Consider the following 20,324-nt stretch of genomic DNA (forward strand, 5'->3'; position numbering starts at 1 on the left):
ACGCCATGACGAGCAGCCGGGGCCGGGGGTCGCGCACGTCAGCCACGGTCCGCGACCCAGGCGCCGATGGCGTCCACCCACCGCCGGGACTGACGGGCGCCCGCCGGCTCCGCGGCCGCGGCGGCCGCGGCGGCGAGCCGGGCCGGGGCCGCCACGCAGGCGGTCCCCGCCGGAGGCCCCCGGGCGGACGCCCCGGGCGCGTGGTCGGAGGAACGGACCGGGATCGTCACCCGGGACGAGGACGACCGCTACGAGCGGACCGACGAGCTGCCCGTCCGCGAGCGCCGGCACCCCGGCGCGGCGCTGCTGCTGGGGGCCCTGGCCCTGGTCGCGCTGGCCGGGGTCGCCTGGGTGCTGGTGCAGGTGCTCGGACCGAACGGGGACGAGGGGCCGGAGATGCTCGTCGTGCCCAGCACCGTCGGCAGCACCGAGGCCCAGGCCAGGACCACCCTGACGGCGGCGGGCTTCACCGTGGCCGAGGACGTCGTGCAGCGCAACAGCGACGAGGAGCCGGGCATCGTCATCGAGCAGGACCCGCCGGGGGGCGAGGCTGCGCGGGGCGAGGAGGTCGAGCTGACGCTCTCCGCCGGGCCCGAGGCGCAGACGATCCCCCGGCTGGTGGGTCTGGAGGAGCAGGCGGCCCGGGACCTGCTCGAGCGGGAGGGCTTCACCAACGTGCGGGACGAGGCCGAGGAGACCGACGACCCCGACTGGGAGGAGGGCCAGGTCGTCTCCAGCGACCCGGGTGAGGGGGACGAGATCGCCCCGGACGACCTGATCGTGCTCACCGTGTCCAGCGGCGAGGTGGAGGTGCCCGACGTGGTCGGGCTGGACCAGAACGAGGCCGTCCTGCTGCTGGACGAGCAGACCCTGCAGTGGGAGGTCACCACCCGCCGGACGGCCGAGGCGGACGCCGGCACCGTGCTCGAGCAGTCCATCGAGGCGGAGGAGACGGTGGAGCAGGGCACCACGGTGGAGCTGGTGGTCGCCGCCGAACCGGTGCAGACCGCGACCGAGGTCGTCACCGAGTCGGTGACGGTGACCCCGAGCCCGTCGCCCACGCCGACGCCGACCGAGGAGCCCACCTCGCCGGAGCCCACGTCACCGGAACCGACCTCCCCCGAGCCGACCGAGCCGGAGCCGACCGAGCCCGAACCCACCGAGCCGGAGCCGACCGAGCCGGAGCCGACCGAGCCCGATCCCCCGGCGGACCCGCCGCCCACGGAGGACCCGCCCCGCTGACGCCCAGCCTGGTCAGCGGGAGTCGACCACCTGGGCGTGGCTCGGCCGGAGCTGGCCGACGTAGGCCGGCAGCTCGGTCTCCCCGAGGTCGGCGACGGCATACCCCAGACCCACGGCGTCCGCCCACTCACGGTAGGTCGCGACGACCGGGTCGGCCGCGAGGGCGGCGCGCAACGACTCGGGGTCGCCGACCGCGGTGACCGTGAAGGGCGGGGAGTAGACGCGGCCCTGCAGGTAGAGGGTGTTGCCCACGCACTGGACCGAGCTGGTCGCCACGATGCGCTGGTCCTGGACCATGATCGCCTCGGCCCCCCCGGCCCACAGCGCGTTGACGACCCCCTGCAGGTCCTGCTGGTGCACGACCACGTCGTCGACGGAGTAGCCCTCGGGCAGGGTGTCCAGGCTGTAGCCGGCGTCGTCCAGCTCGACGCTCAGCGCCGGGCCGCTGACCGCGGTCGCCCCCACGCCCACCGCGAGCTCCTCCGCCTGCTGACCGTCCACCACCGAGGCGATGGTCGCCTGCTCGGTCCTGAGGCGGTCCACCTCGTCGCGCAGCTCGTCGGCCTGCGCGCTCAGCTCGCGCACCTGTCCGTCGCGCTGGGTGATGAGGTCCACCAGGTCCGCGGGCTCGGGGTCGGCGTCCCGGGCCAGGGAGGCGCTGGTGCCGAAGAGGAGCCCCGCCGCCAGGCAGACGAGGGTCACCCCGGCGGTGCGGGCCGGCGGTCGGCGTCGCGGCGGCGTCGTGGACGCCCCCACCCCGCGCGGCTCATCGGTCATGTTCCCCAGGGTATCCGGCGTATATCCTGGCTGTTCCCCCCACGAAGGAGACGACGTGCCCGAGTCCCGAGGCCGAGAGGGTGCCCGCAAGCGCGCCCAGCGCGCCAGCCAGACGGAGCCCAGGACGCAGAGCCTGCCGAGCAACCCCTCGTGGTTCGTGCCGGTGATGTGCGCCCTCATGATCATCGGGGTGCTGTGGGTGGCCGTCTTCTACATCACCGGCGGCCTGTGGCCGATCGAGTCCATCCGCTACTGGAACCTCGGCATCGGCATGGGGCTCATCATGGTGGGCTTCGCCATGGCCACCCAGTGGCGGTAGTTGTCCACAGGTCGTCCCCAGGATGGGGATAAGCACACCGGTGTAACTCGCACCGGCCGGGTGACCCGGCTCAGCCCGGCAGGCCGAGCCCGGCCGGGCCCATCACCTGCCACACCCGGAGCCCGGCGAGGAGCAGCAGCACCACCAGCACGCCGGCCAGGGCGGGCCAGGCCATGGCCCGACGCCGGGCGGCCTGCGGTGAGCGTCCGGGCGCCGAGGTCAGCAGCATGAGACCGCCGATCACGGCCCCGGTCACGGCGCCACCGATGTGCGCCTGCCAGGCGATGCCGCCGACGAAGAACGGCAGCGCCAGGTTGATGCCGATCATGACGAGCAGACCCGTCGACACCCCGCCGCGCCGCCAGGCGAGCACGACGTAGAGGAACAGCAGCCCGAAGATCGCGCCCGAGGCGCCGACCACGAAACGGGTCCAGCCCGGGTCGGGAACCGACAGCACCAGCACGCCTACCGAGCCGCCCACGGCGCACAGCAGGTAGGTCACCGCGAAGCGGGCCCGGCCCAGGGCCTCCTCGATGACCGGCCCGATGGCGAAGAGGATGTAGAGGTTGAAGGCGATGTGCAGCAGGCTCTGCGGGGAGTGCACGAACGCCGAGGTGACCAACCGCCACGGCTCGGCCCCCGCGAGCACACCGACGAAGGCCAGCTCCCGGGTGACCGCGGGGTTGGCGAGCTGCGCGACATACACCACCAGGCACAGGCCCATGAGGGTCCAGGTGACGACCGGGCGGCCCTGCCGCACCGGGGCGCCGAAGCGGGTGCGGGCGACCGGCGCCGTGCGGGCGCCCTGCGCGACGCAGTCGACGCACTGGACACCGACCGCGGCCGGGCGCTGGCAGTCGGGGCAGGTGGGTCGCTCGCAGCGCTGGCAGCGGATGTAGCTGGTGCGGTCGGGGTGCCGCGGGCAGACGGGCGGGCCCCCGGGCGCACCGTCACCGCCCGGGGGGACCCGGGGAGCGTCGGCCGCCGGCCCGCTCACCGTCTCGTCCAGGGCTCAGCCCTCGACGCTGACCCGCTCGATGACGACCGGCTCGGCCGGCTTGTCACCGGCACCGGTCGGCACGGCGGCGATCGCGTCGACGACGTCGCGGGAGGCCTGGTCGGCGACCTCGCCGAAGATGGTGTGCTTGCCCTGCAGCCAGGTCGTCGGCTCCACGGTGATGAAGAACTGCGAGCCGTTGGTGCCCTTGCCCATGCGCTTGCCGGCGTTGGCCATGGCGAGCATGTAGGGCTGGGTGAAGTCGTGGTCGGGGCTGATCTCGTCGTCGAAGGTGTAGCCCGGTCCGCCGAAGCCCTCGCCCATCGGGCACCCGCCCTGGATCATGAACCCGGGGATGACGCGGTGGAAGGACAGGCCGTCGTAGAACGGCTGCGGGTTGGTCCGGCCGGCGTCGTCGGAGTACTCCTTCTCCCCCGTGGCCAGCCCGGTGAAGTTGGCGACCGTCTTGGGGGCCGCGTGCTCGAAGAGCACCAGCGCGATGTCGCCGTGGTTGGTGTGCAACGTGACGTTCATGACCCCAGTTTCGCACGGCCCTCGCGGGCCCGCGTGCCGTGGCGGGTGAGGTGGAGTTCGGGGGCGCGACAGGGCAGGATGGGCCCAGACCGACAACAGGAGGGACAGCACGTGTTCTTCAAGACCGATGCCGAGCGGGCCGCGACCCAGGCCAGCCGGGCCCGGCAGGACGCCTCCGAGGCCGGTGCCAGCGCCGCCTCGGGCGCCCGCAACCTGGGCGCCGCCTTCCTGGCGACCCTCGCCGAGGTGACCGCCCCGCAGGACGACACGTCCGGCCGCAAGCACGCCCAGAAGGCCCGGGCCAAGGCCCTCAAGGCCGCCAGCAAGGACCGTGACTCCGCCGCGAAGGCGGCCGGCAAGGCCCGGGACGCCGCGGGCCAGGCCCGTCAGCACAGCCGGTCCGCCCTGGAGAAGCAGGGCGAGAAGGCCGGCAGCCGCGCCGTCGCCATCGGCGGTATGGCCGGAGCCGGCGCCTCCCGTCTCGCCGACGACGCCCGCACGCAGGGCGCGAAGGCGACCAAGGATGTGCGCAAGCAGGGCAAGAAGGCCGTGAAGGACGCCCGCAAGCAGGGCGACCACCTGGCCAAGAAGGCCCGCAAGCAGGGCAAGCAGACCGCCAAGGACGCCCGCCAGCAGGGCGAGGCGCTGCGCGCCCACGGCAGCCACGCCGCGGACGCCCTGCGCGAGCGCTCCACGGCCGCCTGGGAGCGGGCCTCCAAGGAGGTCGGCCCCTACGGCGAGGCCGCGGTGGCCAAGGCCGGTGCGGGTGCCGCCGCCCTCGCGGGCCTGGCCGCGGCGACCCGGGACCGTGCGGTCACCGGGGTCGACCACGGCATCGACGTCGCGGTCCCGCGCGCCCAGGAGGGCGTCGCCGGGGTGGCCCCGGCCGTGGACCACGTGCGCGACCTCATCAACGAGGAGCTGCTGCCCAAGATCCAGCAGATGCTCGGCGACATGCAGACCGGCAAGGACCGCCTGCTCGCCCAGGACGAGGGTGTCGTGGCGGCCGTGACCGGGGGCCCGAAGACCCGCCGGAAGCGCAAGGGCGGGGTGCTCATCGCCCTCGGCCTGCTCGCCGCCGCCGGTGCCGGTCTCGCCTGGTGGCTGGCGCAGGAGCAGAAGCAGCCGGCCGCCGACCCGTGGGCCGCCAAGGACACGCGGGACCCGTGGGCCGCGAGCACCTCGACCACCTCCACCTCCTCGACGACCGCCGCGCCTGCGACGGCCACCGCCGTGGCGGGGGGTGCGGTCGGGTCCACCACCACAGAGAAGGAGATCACCATGAGCAACGACGCTCAGGAGACCCAGGGCGACCACCCGGTGGCCGACGACGGCATCGGGGAGGACGACACCCTCCGCTCGGACGAGCAGGGCGAGGTCGAGACCCGCGACCACGGCGGCGAGGACGTGCCGGCCCCGACGCTCAACGACGAGGGCAACCCGCAGATGCTCGACACCGAGCAGATCGACGATCTGGGCAGCGACACCGCCGCCCCGGTCGAGGAGCAGGGAACCGGCGAGTCCCCGACCGACGAGATCCAGTCGGCCCAGGCGCACGACCGGGAGCACGGCACGACGCCGCACGCCCCGGAGGACGACGAGGGCGACAACCCCACGCGGGCCTGAGCTCCGGCACCACCGCACCACCTCGACGAGGCGCCCACCGCACCGGTGGGCGCCTCGTCGCGTGCGTGACCGTCGGCCGCACGACCCGCCAGCACGCCCACGGCCGGACCGGCCGTCGGGGGCGACACACCGCGCACCTCCCCGACCTGCGGCGACGGCGCCCCTAGATTGGTCGCCAGCGGTTCCCCGGCCGGTCCACGAAGGAGGTGCCACGGCAGATGTCGCTGCCCGCCTCGTCCCCGAGCCCCGCGGCGGACCGTCCCCCGGCACCCGGGCGTGAACGCGCCCTCGTCGACCCGGGCGGGGGCCGCACCCGCGCCTCGCTGCCCCCGCAGCACACCGCGGCACCGGGTGACGTCCTCGAGGCACCCCGGACCCCGCGCCGGCCCCGCCGCGGCGGCCGCGGCCCCCGCGACGTCGACCCCCGGCCAGGACACATCCCCGGCCTCGACGGCCTGCGCGCGATCGCCATCATCGCCGTCCTGACCTTCCACTTCCTCCCGGCGGCGCTGCCCGGCGGGTTCCTCGGCGTCGACGTCTTCTTCGTCGTCAGCGGCTTCCTCATCACCACGCTGCTGCTGCGCGAGGTGGACCAGCGCGGCCGGGTCGACCTGCCCACCTTCTGGCGCCGGCGGGCCCGACGGCTGCTCCCCCCGCTGGCCGTCGTCGTGGTGGTCAGCGTGGCCACGGCCCGGCTGGTCGGCGGTGACCTGCTGGTCGGCATCGGCCGGCAGACCGTGGGCGCGCTCACCTTCACGAGCAACTGGCTGGAGATCGCCGCCGGGGCCAGCTACTTCCACAGCACCAGCCCGCTGCTCTTCGTCAACTTCTGGAGCCTGGCGGTCGAGGAGCAGTTCTACCTCCTCTGGCCGCTCACCCTGGTCGTGCTGCTCGCGCTCGCCCCGACGACCCGGCACCGGGTCGGCGCCGTCGCGCTGCTCGGGCTCACCTCGACCGTGCTCATGGCCACCCTCTTCACCGCCGGCCAGGACGCCACCCGGGTCTACTACGGCACCGACACCCACCTCATGGGACTCATGGGCGGCGCCGCGCTGGCCCTCGCCTGGGCCGACCCCCGCCACCGCGCCGGCCTGCGCAGCCCGAGGTGGCGCCGCGCCCGCGGGCCCGCCGTGCTCGGCGCGCTGCTCGTCCTCGCCGCGCTGATGCGGTGGTCCGGCGAGGACTCGGCGCTGACCTTCCGCGGTGGCATCGCCCTGGCATCGCTGGCCACCGTCGTCCTCATCGCCGGCCTGCTGGAGGCCCCGTCGGCGTGGCGGTCGCTGATGTCGCTGCGGCCGCTGGTCTGGGTGGGGCAGCGGTCCTACGGCATCTATCTCTGGCACTGGCCCGTCCTCGTCATCGCGGGCACGCTCGTCCCCTATGCCGTCGGCACCACCCGCGGCACCGTCGTCATGCTCACCGCCCTGGTCATCACGCTGGTGGTCGCCGAGCTGTCCTGGCGGCTGCTCGAGGTGCCCGTCCGCCGGCGCGGGATCCGGGCCAGCATCCGGCACGCCGCGGGCTGGTTCACCCGGGGCTGGCACCGCAGCCGGCGTCCGAAGATCGTCGCCGCGGTGCTGGCGGTGCTGCTGCTCGCGACCGTCGTGGCGCTCGTCACCGCCCCGGAGAAGTCGGCGACCCAGCGGCAGATCGAGCAGTCCCAGACGCGCATCGACAGCGCCGGGCCGTCCGGCTCCGACCCCGAGGGGGCCGGCGAGGCGGTCCGCAGCGGCAGCGGGCTGGGCGCCACCCTCGGCACCGCACCCGGCAGCCAGAGCACGGCCGAGGACGCGGACGCGGACGCGGCCGGGTCGGACGACGCGCCGTCGGAGGACACCACGGACGACACCACCGGGCAGGACCCCGAGGCGACCACGGGGCCGGGCGAGGTCGAGGTCAACGGCAGCACCTATGCCCGGGACGAGGAGGGGCTGCTGGTGCCCTCCGGCTCGGACCTGACCGCCATCGGTGACTCGCTCGTCGTGACCAGCGCCGACGGGCTGACCTACCGCTTCCCCGACCTCGCCTTCGTCGCCGAGTCCAACCGGCAGTGGGGCGACGCGAGCGAGCGGGTGGGCGAGGCGCTGGAGGCGGGCACCGTGCGCGACAACGTGGTCCTCCACCTCGGCACCAACGCCGGCGTCGACGCGGACGCGCTGCGCGAGGTGCTGGACATGCTGGGCCCGGAGCGCAACGTCGTCGTCATGGACATCTACGTCCAGGCCTCCTTCACCGAGTCCTCCAACGAGGCCCTGCGCGAGGTCGTCGCCGACTACCCCCACGCGGTGGTGGGTGAGTGGAACGCGACGATCAGCCAGCAGCCGGAGACGCTGCAGAGCGACAACGTGCACCCCGACCTCGACGGCATGCACGTCTACGCCGAGGTCGTCGCCCGCGCCTTCGACGAGCTGGCCCGCCGCGGCTGAGGCCGCGCCCCCGCTCCAGCACTCCCCGCGGACCGCCTCGGTATGGCAGGCTCAGGGTCGTGAACATCGTCCTCGTGGAGCCGCACTTCCCGAAGAACCAGCGTGAGTTCGCCCGGGCCCTCGCGGAGACCGGCGCCAACGTCATCGGCATCGGTGAGACCCCGCTGGACTACCTGGACGACCAGCTCACGTCCTGGATGGTCCACTACGAGCAGGTCGGCTCGGTGACCGACCGCGCGCAGATGACCGACGCCGTCCGGCGCGTCCAGAGCATGGTCTGGGTCGACCGCATGGAGTCCACCATCGAGTCCCACCAGCTGGTGGCCGCCCAGGTGCGCGAGGACCTCGGCATACCGGGCACCTCCGTGCGCACCACCTGGCTGTGCCGCGACAAGCCCTCGATGAAGGAGGCGCTGCGCGCGGCCGGGGTCCCCACCGCGAGGTCGACCGGGGCCGACGACGCCGGCCAGGTGTGGGACTTCGTCGCGGCCGTGGGCTACCCCGTCATCCTCAAGCCGCGCGACGCGGCGGGTGCGGCCGACACCGTCCGGGTCGGCTCGGACACCGAGCTCGCCGCCGCGCTGGAGCGGATGGGCCGCTACAGCTCGATCGCCGTCGAGGAGTTCATCGAGGGGCACGAGGGCTTCTACGACACCGTCTCGGTCGACGGCCGGATCGAGCTCGACTTCGCCTCGCACTACTTCCCCGGGGTGCTGGAGGGGATGCGGGCCCGGTGGATCTCGCCGCAGTTCGTCACGACCAACCGGATCGACGACGGTGGGCTCTACGACGAGATCCGCGCCATGGGCTACCGCGTCAACGAGGCGCTGGGCATCGGCACCTCGGCGACCCACATGGAGTGGTTCCACGGGCCCCGCGGGCTGACCTTCTCGGAGATCGGCTGCCGCCCGCCCGGCGTCGGCTGCTGGGACCTCTACTGCGCGGCCAACGACATGGACGTGTATGCCGCGTGGGCCCAGTCCGTCGTCCACGGCGAGGTGCGCGAGCGCCCGAGCCGCAGCCACAGCGCCGGCATCGTCGCGCTGCGCCCGGACCAGGACGGCGTCATCAGCGGCTACAGCGGTCTCGAGGACGTGGAGAACCGCTACGGCCGGTGGATCATCGACGCGCACGTGCCCGTCGCCGGGACCGGCACCCAGCCGGTCGAGGCCGGCTTCATGGCCAACGCCTGGATCCGGATGCGCCACCCGGACTTCGACGTGCTGCGGGACATGCTCGACGACGTGGGGCGCACGGTGCATGTCTATGCCCGCTGAGGGCACCGTCGACGGCGACCGCGACGCGGCGCCGGACCACCGCATCACCCTGCTGGGGCCGCAGCGCGACCCCGTGGTCGACGACGTCATGCGCTCGCTCGGGCTGGAGGGGGCCCGGGTCGCGACCATCACCGCGGGGTGGCGGGACCGCGAGCACGACGACGGTCTGCTCGTCGACCTGCTGTCCGGCAGGTGCGTCAACCTCGGTCTCTGGCAGCGGATGCAGCAGATCTGGGAGGAGGACCCCGAGCTGGAGCGGGCCGACCGGCACCGCCGGCAGGTCCTCACCGAGATGCAGCAGCTCTACCTCATCGGGCTGCAGCAGGCCGTCGAGGCGTGCACCCGCATCCGGGCCCACCAGCCCCGGGACGCCCGGGTGCACCAGATGGCCATCGAGGACGTCCTCGAGATCATCCACGATCTCGACGACCGGCACGTGCGCCGGGTCGCCGAGCTGCACGAGGAGTTCTACGCCGTGCACGAACCGCACCACCGGGACGCGGTGGTGCGGGGCCGGCACGAGGTGGGGCGGATCGTCGGCGAGTGCGACGCGGTCGTCATCGCCGGCGGGCACGTCGGCGTGCTCCTGGGCACGCTGCACATGTTCAACCTCGCGCCGGTGCTGGCCACCGCGGTGACCGACCCCGCCGACCCGCAGGGGGTCCACGCGCGGGTCGACCGCCCGGTGGTCGCGTGGGGCGCCGGGGCGATGGCGCTCACGGAGCGGGTCGTGCTGTTCTACGACGACTCGGTGGTGGCGCCCGGCGTGGCCGAGGTGCTCATGGAGGGGCTGGGGCTCACCCGAGGCCTGGTCGCGCTGCCCGCCGCCAGCGACCGGCTCGACGTCAAGGATCTCGACCGCATGCGCACGCTGACCCACCGCTGCCACCCCCGGGTGGCGCTACCGCTGGACCCGGGCGACCGGGTCACCCTGACCGCGGACGGCCGGGTGCCCGAGGGCACCCGCATCTTCGGGGCCGACGGCACCACGACCCGGTATGCCGCGTCCGGCGAGGAGGGCGCGTGAGCCAGCAACCGGCATACCCCCCGCCGCCCCGGCACAAGGGCAAGCTCGCGATCAACGAGCTGCGCACCCGCCGGTTGGACGAGCAGGTGATCCAGCGCTTCCTCGCCGAGCACGAGGTCCCGGTCGTGGAGGGCGCCAAGTGCACCTTCCTCTACCGCGGTCAGGCCGACGGCGTGGCGGTCCGGCACCGCATCGTCAACCAGCCGCAGCACGTGCCCATGAAGCGGCTGGAGGTGCCGGAGGGCACCACCCCGCTCTGGTACGTCACCATCGAGCTGCCGGCGGCCTCCCGGGTGGAGTACCAGATCGAGGTCCGGCACGGCGACGGCGTCGAGACCTTCAACGATCCGCTCAACCCGCACGTGGCGCACAGCCCGGTCGGGTCCTCCAGCGTGTGCCAGGCGGCGGGATACCAGCGCCCCGAGTGGATCACCCCGCAGTCGGACGCCCGGCCGGGGGAGCTCGTCGACCTGACCCTGCCGAGCACGGCGCTACGCCGCACGGCGCACCACCGGGTCTACCTGCCGGCGCGGTTCCGGCGCAGCAGCCGCTACCCGCTGCTCGTCGTCCACGACGGCGACGACTACCTCGACTACGCCGCCATGCGCACCGTGCTCGACAACCTCATCCACGACCTGGACATGGCCGAGACCATCGTCGTCTTCACCAACCCCGGCGACCGGCTGCGGGAGTACCCGAACCACGCGCCGCACGCACGGCACCTCACCACCGAGCTGCTGCCGGCCCTGGAGGAGCAGCTGCCGGTCATCCGGCGGTCCGACGCCCGCTGTCTCATGGGCGCCAGCTTCGGGGCGGTCGCGTCGCTGTCGACCGCGGCCCGCGACCCCGGGGTGTGGGACAACCTCTTCCTGCAGTCCGGGTCGTTCGTCTTCACCGACATCGGCTCCGACCACGGCGGCGGCCCGGCCTTCGACCCGGTGGTGAAGTTCATGAACCGCTACCGCGAGAACCCGCAACGGGTGGCCGAGCGGATGTTCATCACCTGCGGCGTCTACGAGCCGCTCATCGTCCCCAACCGCTCGATGGTGCCCGTCTTCCGGTCCACCGGGGCCCAGGTGCAGTACGTCGAGTCCCGCGACGGCCACTCGTGGGAGAACTGGCGGGACCGGCTGCGGGACGGGCTGTCGTGGATCTTCCCCGGGCCGCAGAAGCTCGTCTACGAATAAAGATATACACGAGAAGAAAGACGAAGGTTCGTCATGCCTGCTGCTGACCGCACCACCTACCTGCTCGTCGACGGCGAGAACATCGACGCGACGCTGGGCAACTCCATCCTCGGGCGGCGCCCGCACCCCGACGAGCGGCCCCGGTGGGACCGCCTGCTGACCTTCACCCAGGAGACCTGGGGGCAGAGCGCGAAGGGGCTGTTCTTCCTCAACGCCAGCAGCGGGCTGCCCATGTCCTTCGTCCAGGCGCTGCGGGCGCTCGGCTACACCCCGGTCCCGCTGTCCGGCACGGCCGAGGAGAAGGTCGTCGACATCGCCATCCAGCGCACCCTGGAGGCGCTGCACGAGCGCACCGACGACGTCATGCTCGTCAGCCACGACGGCGACTTCCTGGAGACGGTGACCCCGCTGCTGGACGGCACCCGCCGGGTGGGTCTCATCGCCTTCGAGGAGTTCCGCAACGTCGGCTTCCACCAGCTCGTGCACCAGGGCATGGAGTTCTTCGACCTCGAGCACGACACCCGCGCCTTCAACGCGCCGCTGCCGCGCCTGCGCATCATCCCGATCGCGGAGTTCGACCCGGCCCAGTTCCTCCAGTAAGGGCATCGCCGCAGATCAGAAGGTATGCATTGGGTAAAGAGTAGTGACATCGGTGACCCCTGAGGTTAGTGTCACTGCGTCCCTCTGAAGCAGTAGTCGCGGCCGGACGTCTCCGGTCAAGGAGATCCGTCATGCTCTCTGCCCGTCGCTTCGTGCTGTCCGCGCTCACCGCGCTTGCCCTCGCCGTGCCCGGGGCCACGCTCCCCGCCGCCGTCGCCGCCGACGACCAGCAGCCGTCGTCGGACGCCGAGCACCGCTCGGTCCCGCTGGAGCCCCTGGCCCAGGCCACCTCCGGGGAGGGCGCCGACGTCCTGCGCGGCACCCTCGCGGTCGACGACCGCGCCGTCACCGTGGTCGGGGTGCGCTGGTCGGGTCCGCAGGACGGCGGCGCCCGGCTGCGGGTGGAGAACGAGGGCGCCTGGGGGGAGTGGACGTCGCTGGAGGACGGCCTCGCGACCGGGCCCGAGGAGGAGGGTGCCGAGACCGGGGAGTGGGGCACCGACGGCACCGTGCTGCTCGACGCCGACCGGGTCCAGGTGGAGCTGTCCGGCGAGGCGCAGGACGCCCGCATCGAGAGCTGGACGACGTGGGTCACCCAGGACGACGTCGAGACGGTGACCGAGCTGCCGACCGCCGACGCCGCCACCAAGGGTCTGACCGTCGGCCGGCGCAAGGACTGGGCCCAGGACATGGGCCTGATCCCCAGCAACGGGCCGGTCCGCCCCACCCCCAAGCTCGGCATCACGCTGCACCACACCGCGACCGAGGCCTACTACAGCGCCGAGGACGTCCCGGCGATGCTGCGCGCCGTCTACCGCTACCACGCGCACACCCTGGACTGGCGGGACGTGGGCTACAACGCGATCGTCGACCGCTACGGCCGGGTCTGGGAGGGCCGCTCGGGCGGGCTGGAGAACAACGTCCAGGGCGCCCACTCCTACGGCATGAACTACGACTGGTTCGGGCTGAGCTCGCTCGGCAACCACGAGATCAGCGGGGTGCCGCAGGCCGAGCTGGCCGCCCTGGCCCGCACCGCCGGCTGGGTGCTCAACACCAACGGCGTCGACGTCAACAGCCAGCGTCGCTACACCAACTCCTACCTCGGCTGGACCCGCACCCTGTCCGTCCTGCACGGTCACCGTGACGTCTACGCGACCAGTTGCCCCGGCTGGCAGATGTACCAGATGATGGGCGCGCTGCGCACCATGGTCGCCGCCGAGCAGCAGATGGCCCGCACCGCGGTGCAGCGCATCGGTGGCTCCAACCGCTACGACGTGGCCGCCGGTCTCGCCCACGAGGGCGCGCCCTACGGCGTCGACACGGCATACCTCACCCAGGGCGTGGAGATCGCCGACGCCCTCGGGGTGGGCCCGGTCGCCAGCAAGGGCAACGCCGCCGTCCTGCTCACCAAGCCCACCGAGGTGCCGCCGGCCACCGTCGAGGTGCTCGAGGCCATGGGTGCCCTGGAGGTCGTCCTCGTCGGCGGCGAGAAGGCCGTGACGCCCGCCGTCGGACGCGCGCTGCAGGCCAAGGGGTATGCCGTGCGCCGCGTGGCGGGCGAGGACCGCTACGACACCGCGGTCCAGCTGAGCTACGAGCAGAAGTGGCGCAGCGGCACCGTCTACCTGGCCAGCGGCAGCAACCTCACCGACGCCCTCGGCGGTGGCGCGGCCGCCGCCCACGTCGGGGCCCCGATGCTGCTCACCCGCACCACGAACCTGCCGCCGGTGACCGCGGCCCGGCTCGCCGAGCTCGCCCCGAGCCGGGTCGTCGTGCTCGGCGGCACCGGCGCCGTCGCCGACTCGGTGGTGCGGCAGGCGGAGACGCTGCTGCCCGGTGCCCGGGTCGAGCGGCTCGGCGGGGGCAACCGCTACCAGACCAGCGCCCTCATCGCCATGGACGCCTTCGAGCACTCCACGACGGCGGTGCTCGCGGCCGGCGACGCGCCGGTGGACGCGATGGCCGGCACCCAGCTCGCGGCCGACCGCTCGGCCCCGCTGCTGCTGGTGCGCAAGGGCTGCCGCACCGGGTCGGTGGACGACGTCTACGACGCCCTGGACATCCGGATCTCCCGGCTGGCCGGCGGGTCGGGCGTCCTGTCCTGGGACGCGGGCAGCAGAACCTGCTGAGCCCCCGGGGTGGAGAGAAGGCCCCTGGATCCGCCCCGGGCGCCACCTCTCCACCCCGGGTTCCCGCACCCGCCGACCTGACGGCACCATGGCCTGGTGCACGTCAGGGAGCTGCTGCGGACCAGCCCGGCCACCCGCGCCGGGCTGTCCATCGCCCTGGCGACGGGGGCCTACGGCGTGTCCTTCGGCGCGCTCGGCACGGCCAGCGGCCTCGGGGTCCTCGAGGTCTGCGCACTCAGCCTGCTGCTCTTCTCCGGTGGCTCGCAGTTCGCCTTCATCGGGGTGCTCGCCGGGGGTGGGAGCCCCGCCTCCGCGGCCGGCGCCTCCACCCTGCTGGGGCTGCGCAACGGCGTCTACGGCATGCAGGTCAACACCCTCCTGCGGCCCCGGGGCTGGCGCCGGCTGGCCGCGGCCCAGGTCACCATCGACGAGTCGACCGCGATCGCGCTGGGGCAGACCGACCGCACCGAGCAGCGGCGCGGCTTCTGGACCGCCGGGGTCGGCGTCTTCGGGCTGTGGAACCTCATGACCCTCGTCGGCGCCCTGGCCGGTGACGCCCTCGGCGACCCGCGGCGGTGGGGCCTGGACGGCGCGGCCGTGGCGGCCTTCCTCGGGCTGCTGTGGCCACGGCTGCGCGGACGCGAGCCCGGGGCGATCGCCGCGGTCTGCGCGGTGGTGACCGTGCTGGCCATACCCCTGGTGCCGCCGGGCATCCCCATCCTCGTCGCGGCCGCGGTCGCCGCCCTCGTCGGGTGGTGGGGCCGCGACCGGTCCCCGGAGGAGGTGGCGGCGTGATGACGGCATGGCTGTGGCTGCTCGCCGCGTGCACGCTCGCCTACCTCACCAAGCTCAGCGGCTACCTCGTGCCGCAGCGGCTGCTCGGCTCGCCCGCCCTCATCCGCGTCTCGGGGTGCATGACGGTCGGGCTGCTGGCCTCGCTGGTGACGATGAACGCGGTGGCCGACGGGCAGGCGCTCGCGATCGACTCCCGGCTGCTGGCCCTGGCCGCGGCCCTCGTCGCGCTGCTGCTGCGCGCGCCCTTCCTGCTCGTCGTCGTGGTGGGCGCCGCCGCGGCGGCGCTGGGCCGGCTCGCGGGTCTACCGTGAGCCGCATGACCAGAGCACGCCGCGCTCCGTGGCTCCAGCTCGTCCTGGGCGCGCTGTGGTTGCTCGTGCCGGCGTGGATCTGGCTCACCCGGGCGGGGGTGCTGCTGGCCGGGCACCCGGCGTATGCGGTGACGGTCACCGTGGCCGCGGCGGTCGGCGTCGTGCTGCTCGGGCTCGGGCTGCGCGGCGCCCTGGGTGACAGCACTGATCCGGACGGGCGCCCACGACGGTCGCGCTGGATGCAGGTCGTGGGCGCAGCGGTGGCGATCGTGCTCAGCCTGCTGGTGCTGGGCGTGCTGGGCTGGCTCCGGCCGTTCGGGGCCAGCCCGCAGGCCGTGGCCCTGATGGACGGGACGCCCGAGGTCGAGGTCACCGACGCCGCGTCGCGGATCACCCTCACGCCCACGGCGGCCGCACCGACCACCGGCCTGGTCTTCCAGCCGGGCGCGCGGGTCGACCCCCGGGCCTACCTCCCGCTGCTGAGCGAGGTCGCGGCGGACGGATACCTGGTCGTCGTCGTCAAGCAGCCCTTCGACATCGGCTTCACCGCGGTCGGGGCGCCGGAGCGGGTCGTCGCGGACCACCCGGAGGTCGCGGCCTGGGCCACCGGCGGCCACAGCCTGGGAGGGGTCGTCGCCTCGGCCTACGCCGCCGACCATCCCGACGAGGTGGACGGCCTGCTGCTGTGGGCGTCCTACCCGCTCGACGACCTCAGCTCGCGGGAGGACCTGGCGGTGACCACCGTGTCGGGCAGCGAGGACGGGCTCGCCACGCCGGAGGACATCGGGGCCAGCCTGGCCGATCTGCCGCCGCAGACCGAGGTGGTCGAGGTCGCCGGCGCCGTCCACGCGTTCTTCGGCGACTACGGGGAGCAGCCGGGCGACGGCACACCCGGGACGAGCCGGGCGGAGGCGCAGACACAGATCGTCGGGGCGAGCACGGCCCTGCTGGAGGAGGTCTCCGGACGCTGATCCGGCGACGGGCCGGCCCTCCGTGACGCCGGGCGGCGACGGGCGGTCCGTCCTGCCACGCCGGGCGACGACTGGCCCGCTGACCTGCCCCGTCCCGGCCCTCCCGCTGGTTAGGGTGGCGGTGACCGCCCGGTCAGGCAGGCTGGCAGGGCGTTCACCGGGGGGCTCCACGTCCACGACGGGCCGACAGCCCACCTGTCGCACCGCACGTCATACCTCAGGAGTCCCATGGATCTCGCCGGCCCCGTCCTCGTCGTGGCGCTCGTCGTCCTCGTCCTCGTCGTCCTGGGGGTGGTCGCCTTCGTCTACGCCAAGGTGCGCTTCAAGATCGCCACCCCGGACGAGGCGCTCATCATCACCGGGCGCAAGAGCGGCACCCCGGTCATCAACCCCGAGACCGGGGACGAGACCACCGACCTGTCGGGCCAGCGCGTCGTCATCGGCGGCGGAACCTTCGTCAAGCCGATCTTCGAGCAGGTCGCGCGGCTGTCGCTGGCCTCGCAGAGCTTCCCGGTCACGGCCGAGGACGCCACCACCAAGAGCGGTGTCGGCGTGACCCTGCGCAGCATCGCCGTGGTCAAGGTGGGCGGCACCGAGCGGATGGTGCGGGCCGCGGCGCAGCGCTTCGCCGGGCGGAGCCAGGAGCAGGTCATCGAGCAGCAGACCAGCGAGGTGCTCGTCGGTGTGCTGCGCACGATCGCGGGCACGCTGACCGTCGAGTCGATCCTCTACGAGCGGCAGGACTTCTCCAAGGAGGTCAAGGACATCGCCGTGCCGATGCTGGCCGAGCGCGGGCTCATCCTGGAGAACTTCGAGATCCAGACCGTCGAGGACTCCGGCGACTACATCCGCAACCTGGGGCGCCCGCGGGCCGCCGCGGTGGCCCGGGACGCCGAGATCGCCGAGGCGCAGGCCCGGCAGGAGAGCACCGAGCGCTCCAACGAGGCAGCCGTGCAGATCGCGGAGTCCAACAAGGCGCTGGCGCTGCGCAACGCGCAGATCGCCCGGGAGACGGCCACCGCGCAGGCCGAGGCCGAGGCGGCCAAGGAGCGCGCCGAGGCCGAGGCGCAGCAGTCGGTGCTGGTCGAGCAGGAGCAGGTCGCCCAGCGACGTGCGGCACTGCGCGAGCAGGAGCTGCAGACGGAGGTCCGCAAGCCCGCGGAGGCACGCAAGTACGAGGCGGCCCAGGAGGCGGACGCCCGCAAGTACGCCGCCGAGCAGGAGGCCGAGGCGGCGAAGACCACGGCGATCCGCAAGGCGGAGGCCGAGGCGCAGCGCACGACCGCGCAGGCCGACGCGGAGGCCGCGGCCCTGCGGGCACGCGCCGAGGCCGCGCTGGTCGAGCAGCAGCGGAACGCCGAGGGTGCGCTCGCCCGGGCGCGGGCCGAGGCCGACGGCGTGCAGGCGCGCGGTGAGGCCGAGGCGGCCGCCGAGCGGGCCAAGGGTGAGGCGCGAGGTGCGGCGATCAAGGCCGAGGCCGACGCCTACCAGACCTTCCCGGAGTCGGCGCGCCTGCAGATGGTGCTGGACGCGCTGCCGAAGATGGCGCAGCCCTACGCCGACGCCCTGGGCAGCATCGATGACATCACCGTCATCGACCGCGACGGCGCCTCCCGGCTCTCCGGGCAGGTGTCGACCGGGGTGCAGGAGCTGGCCAGGCAGCTCAAGTCGCAGACCGGCATCGACCTGCTGCAGATGCTGAGCGGCGAGCGGGCCGCGGACGAGCGCCCGGCGGAGGCAGCCGTGGCCGCTGACAGCAGCGTCGACGGCTGACCCGGGCCGGGGTCGCCCCGAGCCGGCCTGGTCACTCCAGCGCGAGCCCCAGCTCGGCCAGCACCCGGTCGGTGACGACCCTGGGCCCGCCCACGACGTAGACGGACGACAGGGTGAGCCGTCCTAGGGCGCTCGACGTCGCCGACGGCACGCTCGTGGGCCGGGTCAGCACCAGGGGCGCGCCCTGGCGACCGGCGCGGGCGGCGGCGACGAGCGCGTCGGGGTAGGCCGTGCCCGAGGTGACGTAGGCGCGGGTGGTGCCGGCCGGGTAGGACTGCGCCACCGCCTGGGCGGTGCCGTAGCGGTCGGTCCCGGACAGCCGGGTGAACGTCCCGGTGTCGCTGTAGGCGGCGGCAGCCCGCGCGGTGGCGGTGGAGACCGCTGTGGTCCCGCCGAGCACGATGAGCTGCCCGGGGGAGAGCCGCTCGAGCTGCTCGGCCACGACGGCCGGCAGGGAGGTGGTCCTGGTGATGAGCAGTGGCGCTCCCTGGTGGGCGGCCAGCGCCGCGCCGGCCAGCGCGTCGGGGTAGTCCTGGCCGCTGGCCAGGTAGACCCGCGGCACGTCGGCCGGGTAGGCCGCGGCGACGTTGGCGGCGACGACGTAGCGGTCGGTGCCGTCGATGCGCTGGACCGCACCGCTCACCGCATACCGCGCGAGCTGTGCGGCCACGTCGCCCGAGACCGCGCCCGTGCCCCCGACCACGATGATGCGCCCGGGCCGCAGCCGGGCCAGCGCCGCTGCGGTCTCGGGGGGCAGCGACGTGGGCTCGGTGATGAGCAGGGGCGCGTCCGGGACGCCGCTGCGGGCGGCGGCGGTGAGCGCGTCGGGGAAGTTGCGTCCCGAGGCGACGTAGGCCACGGACACCCCGGCCGGCCAGGCCTCGGACACCGCCGCGCTGGTGGCGTAGCGGTTGTCACCGGCGATCCGGGTGGCCGGTCTCACCGTGGGCTCGGCGACGAAGGTGACGTAGTGCGAGGACAGCCCGTCGCGGTAGGTGGGGTAGGGCCGGGCGAAGCGGAGGTCCGGGCCGGTCACGTCCCGGTAGGTGTAGCTGCCGGCGGAGTTGTAGCCCTCGACGCGGGCGGTGACGATCCGACCACCGAACGACCCGAAGCCGTCGCGCTCCAGCACTTGCACCCGCTCGACCCACGGGATACCGAACGCCGACTCCAGGGTCGACACGGGCAGCTCGCCCGTCCACGTGTGGCGACTGTTGCCGGCGACGCCGTCGTAGGCGTCGGGGTGCGCCGAGAGGTAGGGGTGCGCTGCAGAGCCGGGGGCGGTGTGACCGCCCGAGGAGGAGGAGAACATCGTCGTGGCCAGCGCCCGGCCGGTGGCGAACGGGTAGGTCAGCACCTGGCCCTCGGTGGCGCCGACCGCGGCGTCGGTGTCGGGGTGCTCGTAGGAGGTGATCGCGCCGGTGCTGGTGCGGACCCCGCGGCCCCGGTAGACCTGGCAGGCCACCGTGTCGCAGGTGTCGTAGAAGGCGGTGGCACCCACGCCGCGCGCGGCATACGTGCGGGCGCTCACGGCCTGGCTGCGCAGGGCGGCGGGGTGGAAGGAGGTCGGCATCTCCGACGGGACGACCGAGCGCAGGTAGGACTGCATGGACACCCGGTTGACGGTCTGCAGGGTGGGCGTGCCCGTGTGCACCGCCGACAGCACCCCGCGGTAGACCCGGAGCGACCCGTCGGGGAGGAAGAGGTCGACGCTGCCTTCGGGCGAGCTGAAGGTCAGCGGGCAGGAGCGCGACAGACCCGCGGGCCAGGTCGTCGACCACACCCCGTCGACCCGGCCCTGCAGCACGCAGCTCGAGGCGGTGGTGCCGGTGGCCAGCACCCGCCACTGGTCCCGACCGGACGGCAGCGCGTAGGTCGTCGTGCTCGTCGCCGCGTTGCGGACCCGGAGGCCGGAGCGGTGGGCGACCCGGACGACCCCGTCGTCGTCGGTGGTGATGCCGACCCGGAGGCGCCCGAGGCTGTGCGTGTCCAGGCGGGTGCCCGGGTAGTAGTAGCCGAGGATCTGGGCGTGGGTCAGCCCGGCGAGGCCGGCGCCGTGCGCGCCGTACTGGGACATGCCGATGCCGTGGCCGAAGCCGCGTCCGCTGACGGTGTAGGACCCGTCCACCGGACGGCGGTAGACCTCGGCGCCGGGCTGGGGAGGGGGCAGCGCGGTCAGGACCGGGGTCGAGGGCGACACCGGCGAGACGGCTGGGCGCGTGCTGTCGCCCTGCGCCGGGAGCTGGCCCACGGCGACGGCCAGCGCGGAGCCGGCCACCACCACGGCTGTCCAGAACCGTCGAAGGAGCATCACGGACCCCTTGTCGTCCCGG

At 73.9% G+C, this 20,324-nt stretch carries 18 protein-coding genes; 13 read left to right on the forward strand and 5 right to left on the reverse strand.

All coding sequences use genetic code 11. The features are described 5' to 3' along the window. Positions 1-38: 38 nt before the first annotated feature. Positions 39-230, reverse strand: coding sequence for a hypothetical protein (locus tag EUS26_RS00005; RefSeq protein ID WP_130011139.1), 192 nt, complete (start codon positions 228-230; stop codon positions 39-41). A 133-nt stretch (positions 231-363) separates the two neighbouring features. On the opposite strand from EUS26_RS00005, the gene EUS26_RS00010 reads away from it, so the two are divergent. Then, the gene (locus tag EUS26_RS00010) at positions 364-1,242 is read left to right on the forward strand and encodes a PASTA domain-containing protein (RefSeq protein ID WP_238148738.1); all 879 of its coding nucleotides are present in this window, start codon (positions 364-366) and stop codon (positions 1,240-1,242) included. A gap of 12 nt (positions 1,243-1,254) precedes the next feature. On the opposite strand, the gene EUS26_RS00015 is transcribed toward EUS26_RS00010, so the two are convergent. Continuing rightward, positions 1,255-2,019 (reverse strand): DUF881 domain-containing protein, encoded by a 765-nt coding sequence (locus EUS26_RS00015; RefSeq protein ID WP_130011141.1) that lies wholly within the window; start codon positions 2,017-2,019, stop codon positions 1,255-1,257. Between the two features lie 55 nt (positions 2,020-2,074). Here EUS26_RS00015 and EUS26_RS00020 point away from each other — a divergent pair, with 55 nt between their 5' ends. Continuing rightward, positions 2,075-2,338 (forward strand): cell division protein CrgA, encoded by a 264-nt coding sequence (locus EUS26_RS00020; RefSeq protein ID WP_130011142.1) that lies wholly within the window; start codon positions 2,075-2,077, stop codon positions 2,336-2,338. A 70-nt stretch (positions 2,339-2,408) separates the two neighbouring features. Here EUS26_RS00020 and EUS26_RS00025 read toward each other — a convergent pair whose 3' ends face one another. Then, positions 2,409-3,335, reverse strand: coding sequence for a rhomboid family intramembrane serine protease (locus EUS26_RS00025; RefSeq protein WP_130011143.1), 927 nt, complete (start codon positions 3,333-3,335; stop codon positions 2,409-2,411). A gap of 15 nt (positions 3,336-3,350) precedes the next feature. Next, positions 3,351-3,869, reverse strand: coding sequence for a peptidylprolyl isomerase (locus tag EUS26_RS00030; protein ID WP_130011144.1), 519 nt, complete (start codon positions 3,867-3,869; stop codon positions 3,351-3,353). A gap of 111 nt (positions 3,870-3,980) precedes the next feature. Between EUS26_RS00030 and EUS26_RS00035 the strand changes: the two genes are divergently transcribed. The 11 genes from EUS26_RS00035 to EUS26_RS00085 all read left to right on the forward strand — a co-directional run bounded on the left by EUS26_RS00035 (position 3,981) and on the right by EUS26_RS00085 (position 17,991). Next, positions 3,981-5,495 (forward strand): hypothetical protein, encoded by a 1,515-nt coding sequence (locus tag EUS26_RS00035; protein WP_130011145.1) that lies wholly within the window; start codon positions 3,981-3,983, stop codon positions 5,493-5,495. 218 nt (positions 5,496-5,713) lie between these two features. After that, positions 5,714-7,921: an acyltransferase family protein gene (locus EUS26_RS00040; RefSeq protein ID WP_130011146.1), complete on the forward strand. Its 2,208-nt coding sequence runs from the start codon at positions 5,714-5,716 to the stop codon at positions 7,919-7,921. A gap of 59 nt (positions 7,922-7,980) precedes the next feature. Next, the gene (locus tag EUS26_RS00045; protein ID WP_130011147.1) at positions 7,981-9,198 is read left to right on the forward strand and encodes an ATP-grasp domain-containing protein; all 1,218 of its coding nucleotides are present in this window, start codon (positions 7,981-7,983) and stop codon (positions 9,196-9,198) included. Beyond that, positions 9,188-10,225, forward strand: coding sequence for a hypothetical protein (locus tag EUS26_RS00050; protein WP_130011148.1), 1,038 nt, complete (start codon positions 9,188-9,190; stop codon positions 10,223-10,225). Before EUS26_RS00045 ends, EUS26_RS00050 begins: the two co-directional genes overlap by 11 nt. Next, on the forward strand, positions 10,222-11,412 hold the full coding sequence (locus EUS26_RS00055) for an alpha/beta hydrolase-fold protein (RefSeq protein WP_130011149.1): 1,191 nt from the start codon (positions 10,222-10,224) through the stop codon (positions 11,410-11,412). The genes EUS26_RS00050 and EUS26_RS00055 overlap by 4 nt, the downstream gene beginning before the upstream one ends. Before the next feature lie 33 nt (positions 11,413-11,445). Next, a complete protein-coding gene (locus tag EUS26_RS00060) occupies positions 11,446-12,012 on the forward strand; it encodes an NYN domain-containing protein (RefSeq protein ID WP_130011150.1) in 567 nt (188 codons plus the stop codon). A gap of 131 nt (positions 12,013-12,143) precedes the next feature. Further along, a complete protein-coding gene (locus EUS26_RS00065) occupies positions 12,144-14,141 on the forward strand; it encodes a cell wall-binding repeat-containing protein (RefSeq protein WP_130011151.1) in 1,998 nt (665 codons plus the stop codon). 96 nt (positions 14,142-14,237) lie between these two features. After that, positions 14,238-14,936, forward strand: coding sequence for an AzlC family ABC transporter permease (locus tag EUS26_RS00070; RefSeq protein ID WP_130011152.1), 699 nt, complete (start codon positions 14,238-14,240; stop codon positions 14,934-14,936). Further along, complete coding sequence (locus EUS26_RS00075) at positions 14,936-15,247, forward strand: AzlD domain-containing protein (protein ID WP_130011153.1); 312 nt, start codon at positions 14,936-14,938, stop codon at positions 15,245-15,247. Before EUS26_RS00070 ends, EUS26_RS00075 begins: the two co-directional genes overlap by 1 nt. Positions 15,248-15,252: 5 nt before the next feature. Next, positions 15,253-16,218 carry an alpha/beta hydrolase gene (locus EUS26_RS00080; protein WP_130011154.1) on the forward strand — a complete coding sequence of 322 codons (966 nt, stop codon included), beginning with the start codon at positions 15,253-15,255 and terminating at the stop codon, positions 16,216-16,218. 228 nt (positions 16,219-16,446) lie between these two features. Beyond that, positions 16,447-17,991 carry a flotillin family protein gene (locus EUS26_RS00085; protein ID WP_130011155.1) on the forward strand — a complete coding sequence of 515 codons (1,545 nt, stop codon included), beginning with the start codon at positions 16,447-16,449 and terminating at the stop codon, positions 17,989-17,991. Positions 17,992-18,022: 31 nt separating this feature from the next. Here EUS26_RS00085 and EUS26_RS00090 read toward each other — a convergent pair whose 3' ends face one another. Further along, entirely contained in the window at positions 18,023-20,302 is a 2,280-nt protein-coding gene (locus tag EUS26_RS00090; protein WP_130011156.1) for a cell wall-binding repeat-containing protein, read from the reverse strand. Positions 20,303-20,324 lie beyond the last annotated feature (22 nt).

Source organism: Serinicoccus sediminis (genome assembly GCF_004153545.1).
GTDB classification, from domain to species: Bacteria; Actinomycetota; Actinomycetes; order Actinomycetales; family Dermatophilaceae; genus Ornithinicoccus; species Ornithinicoccus sediminis_A.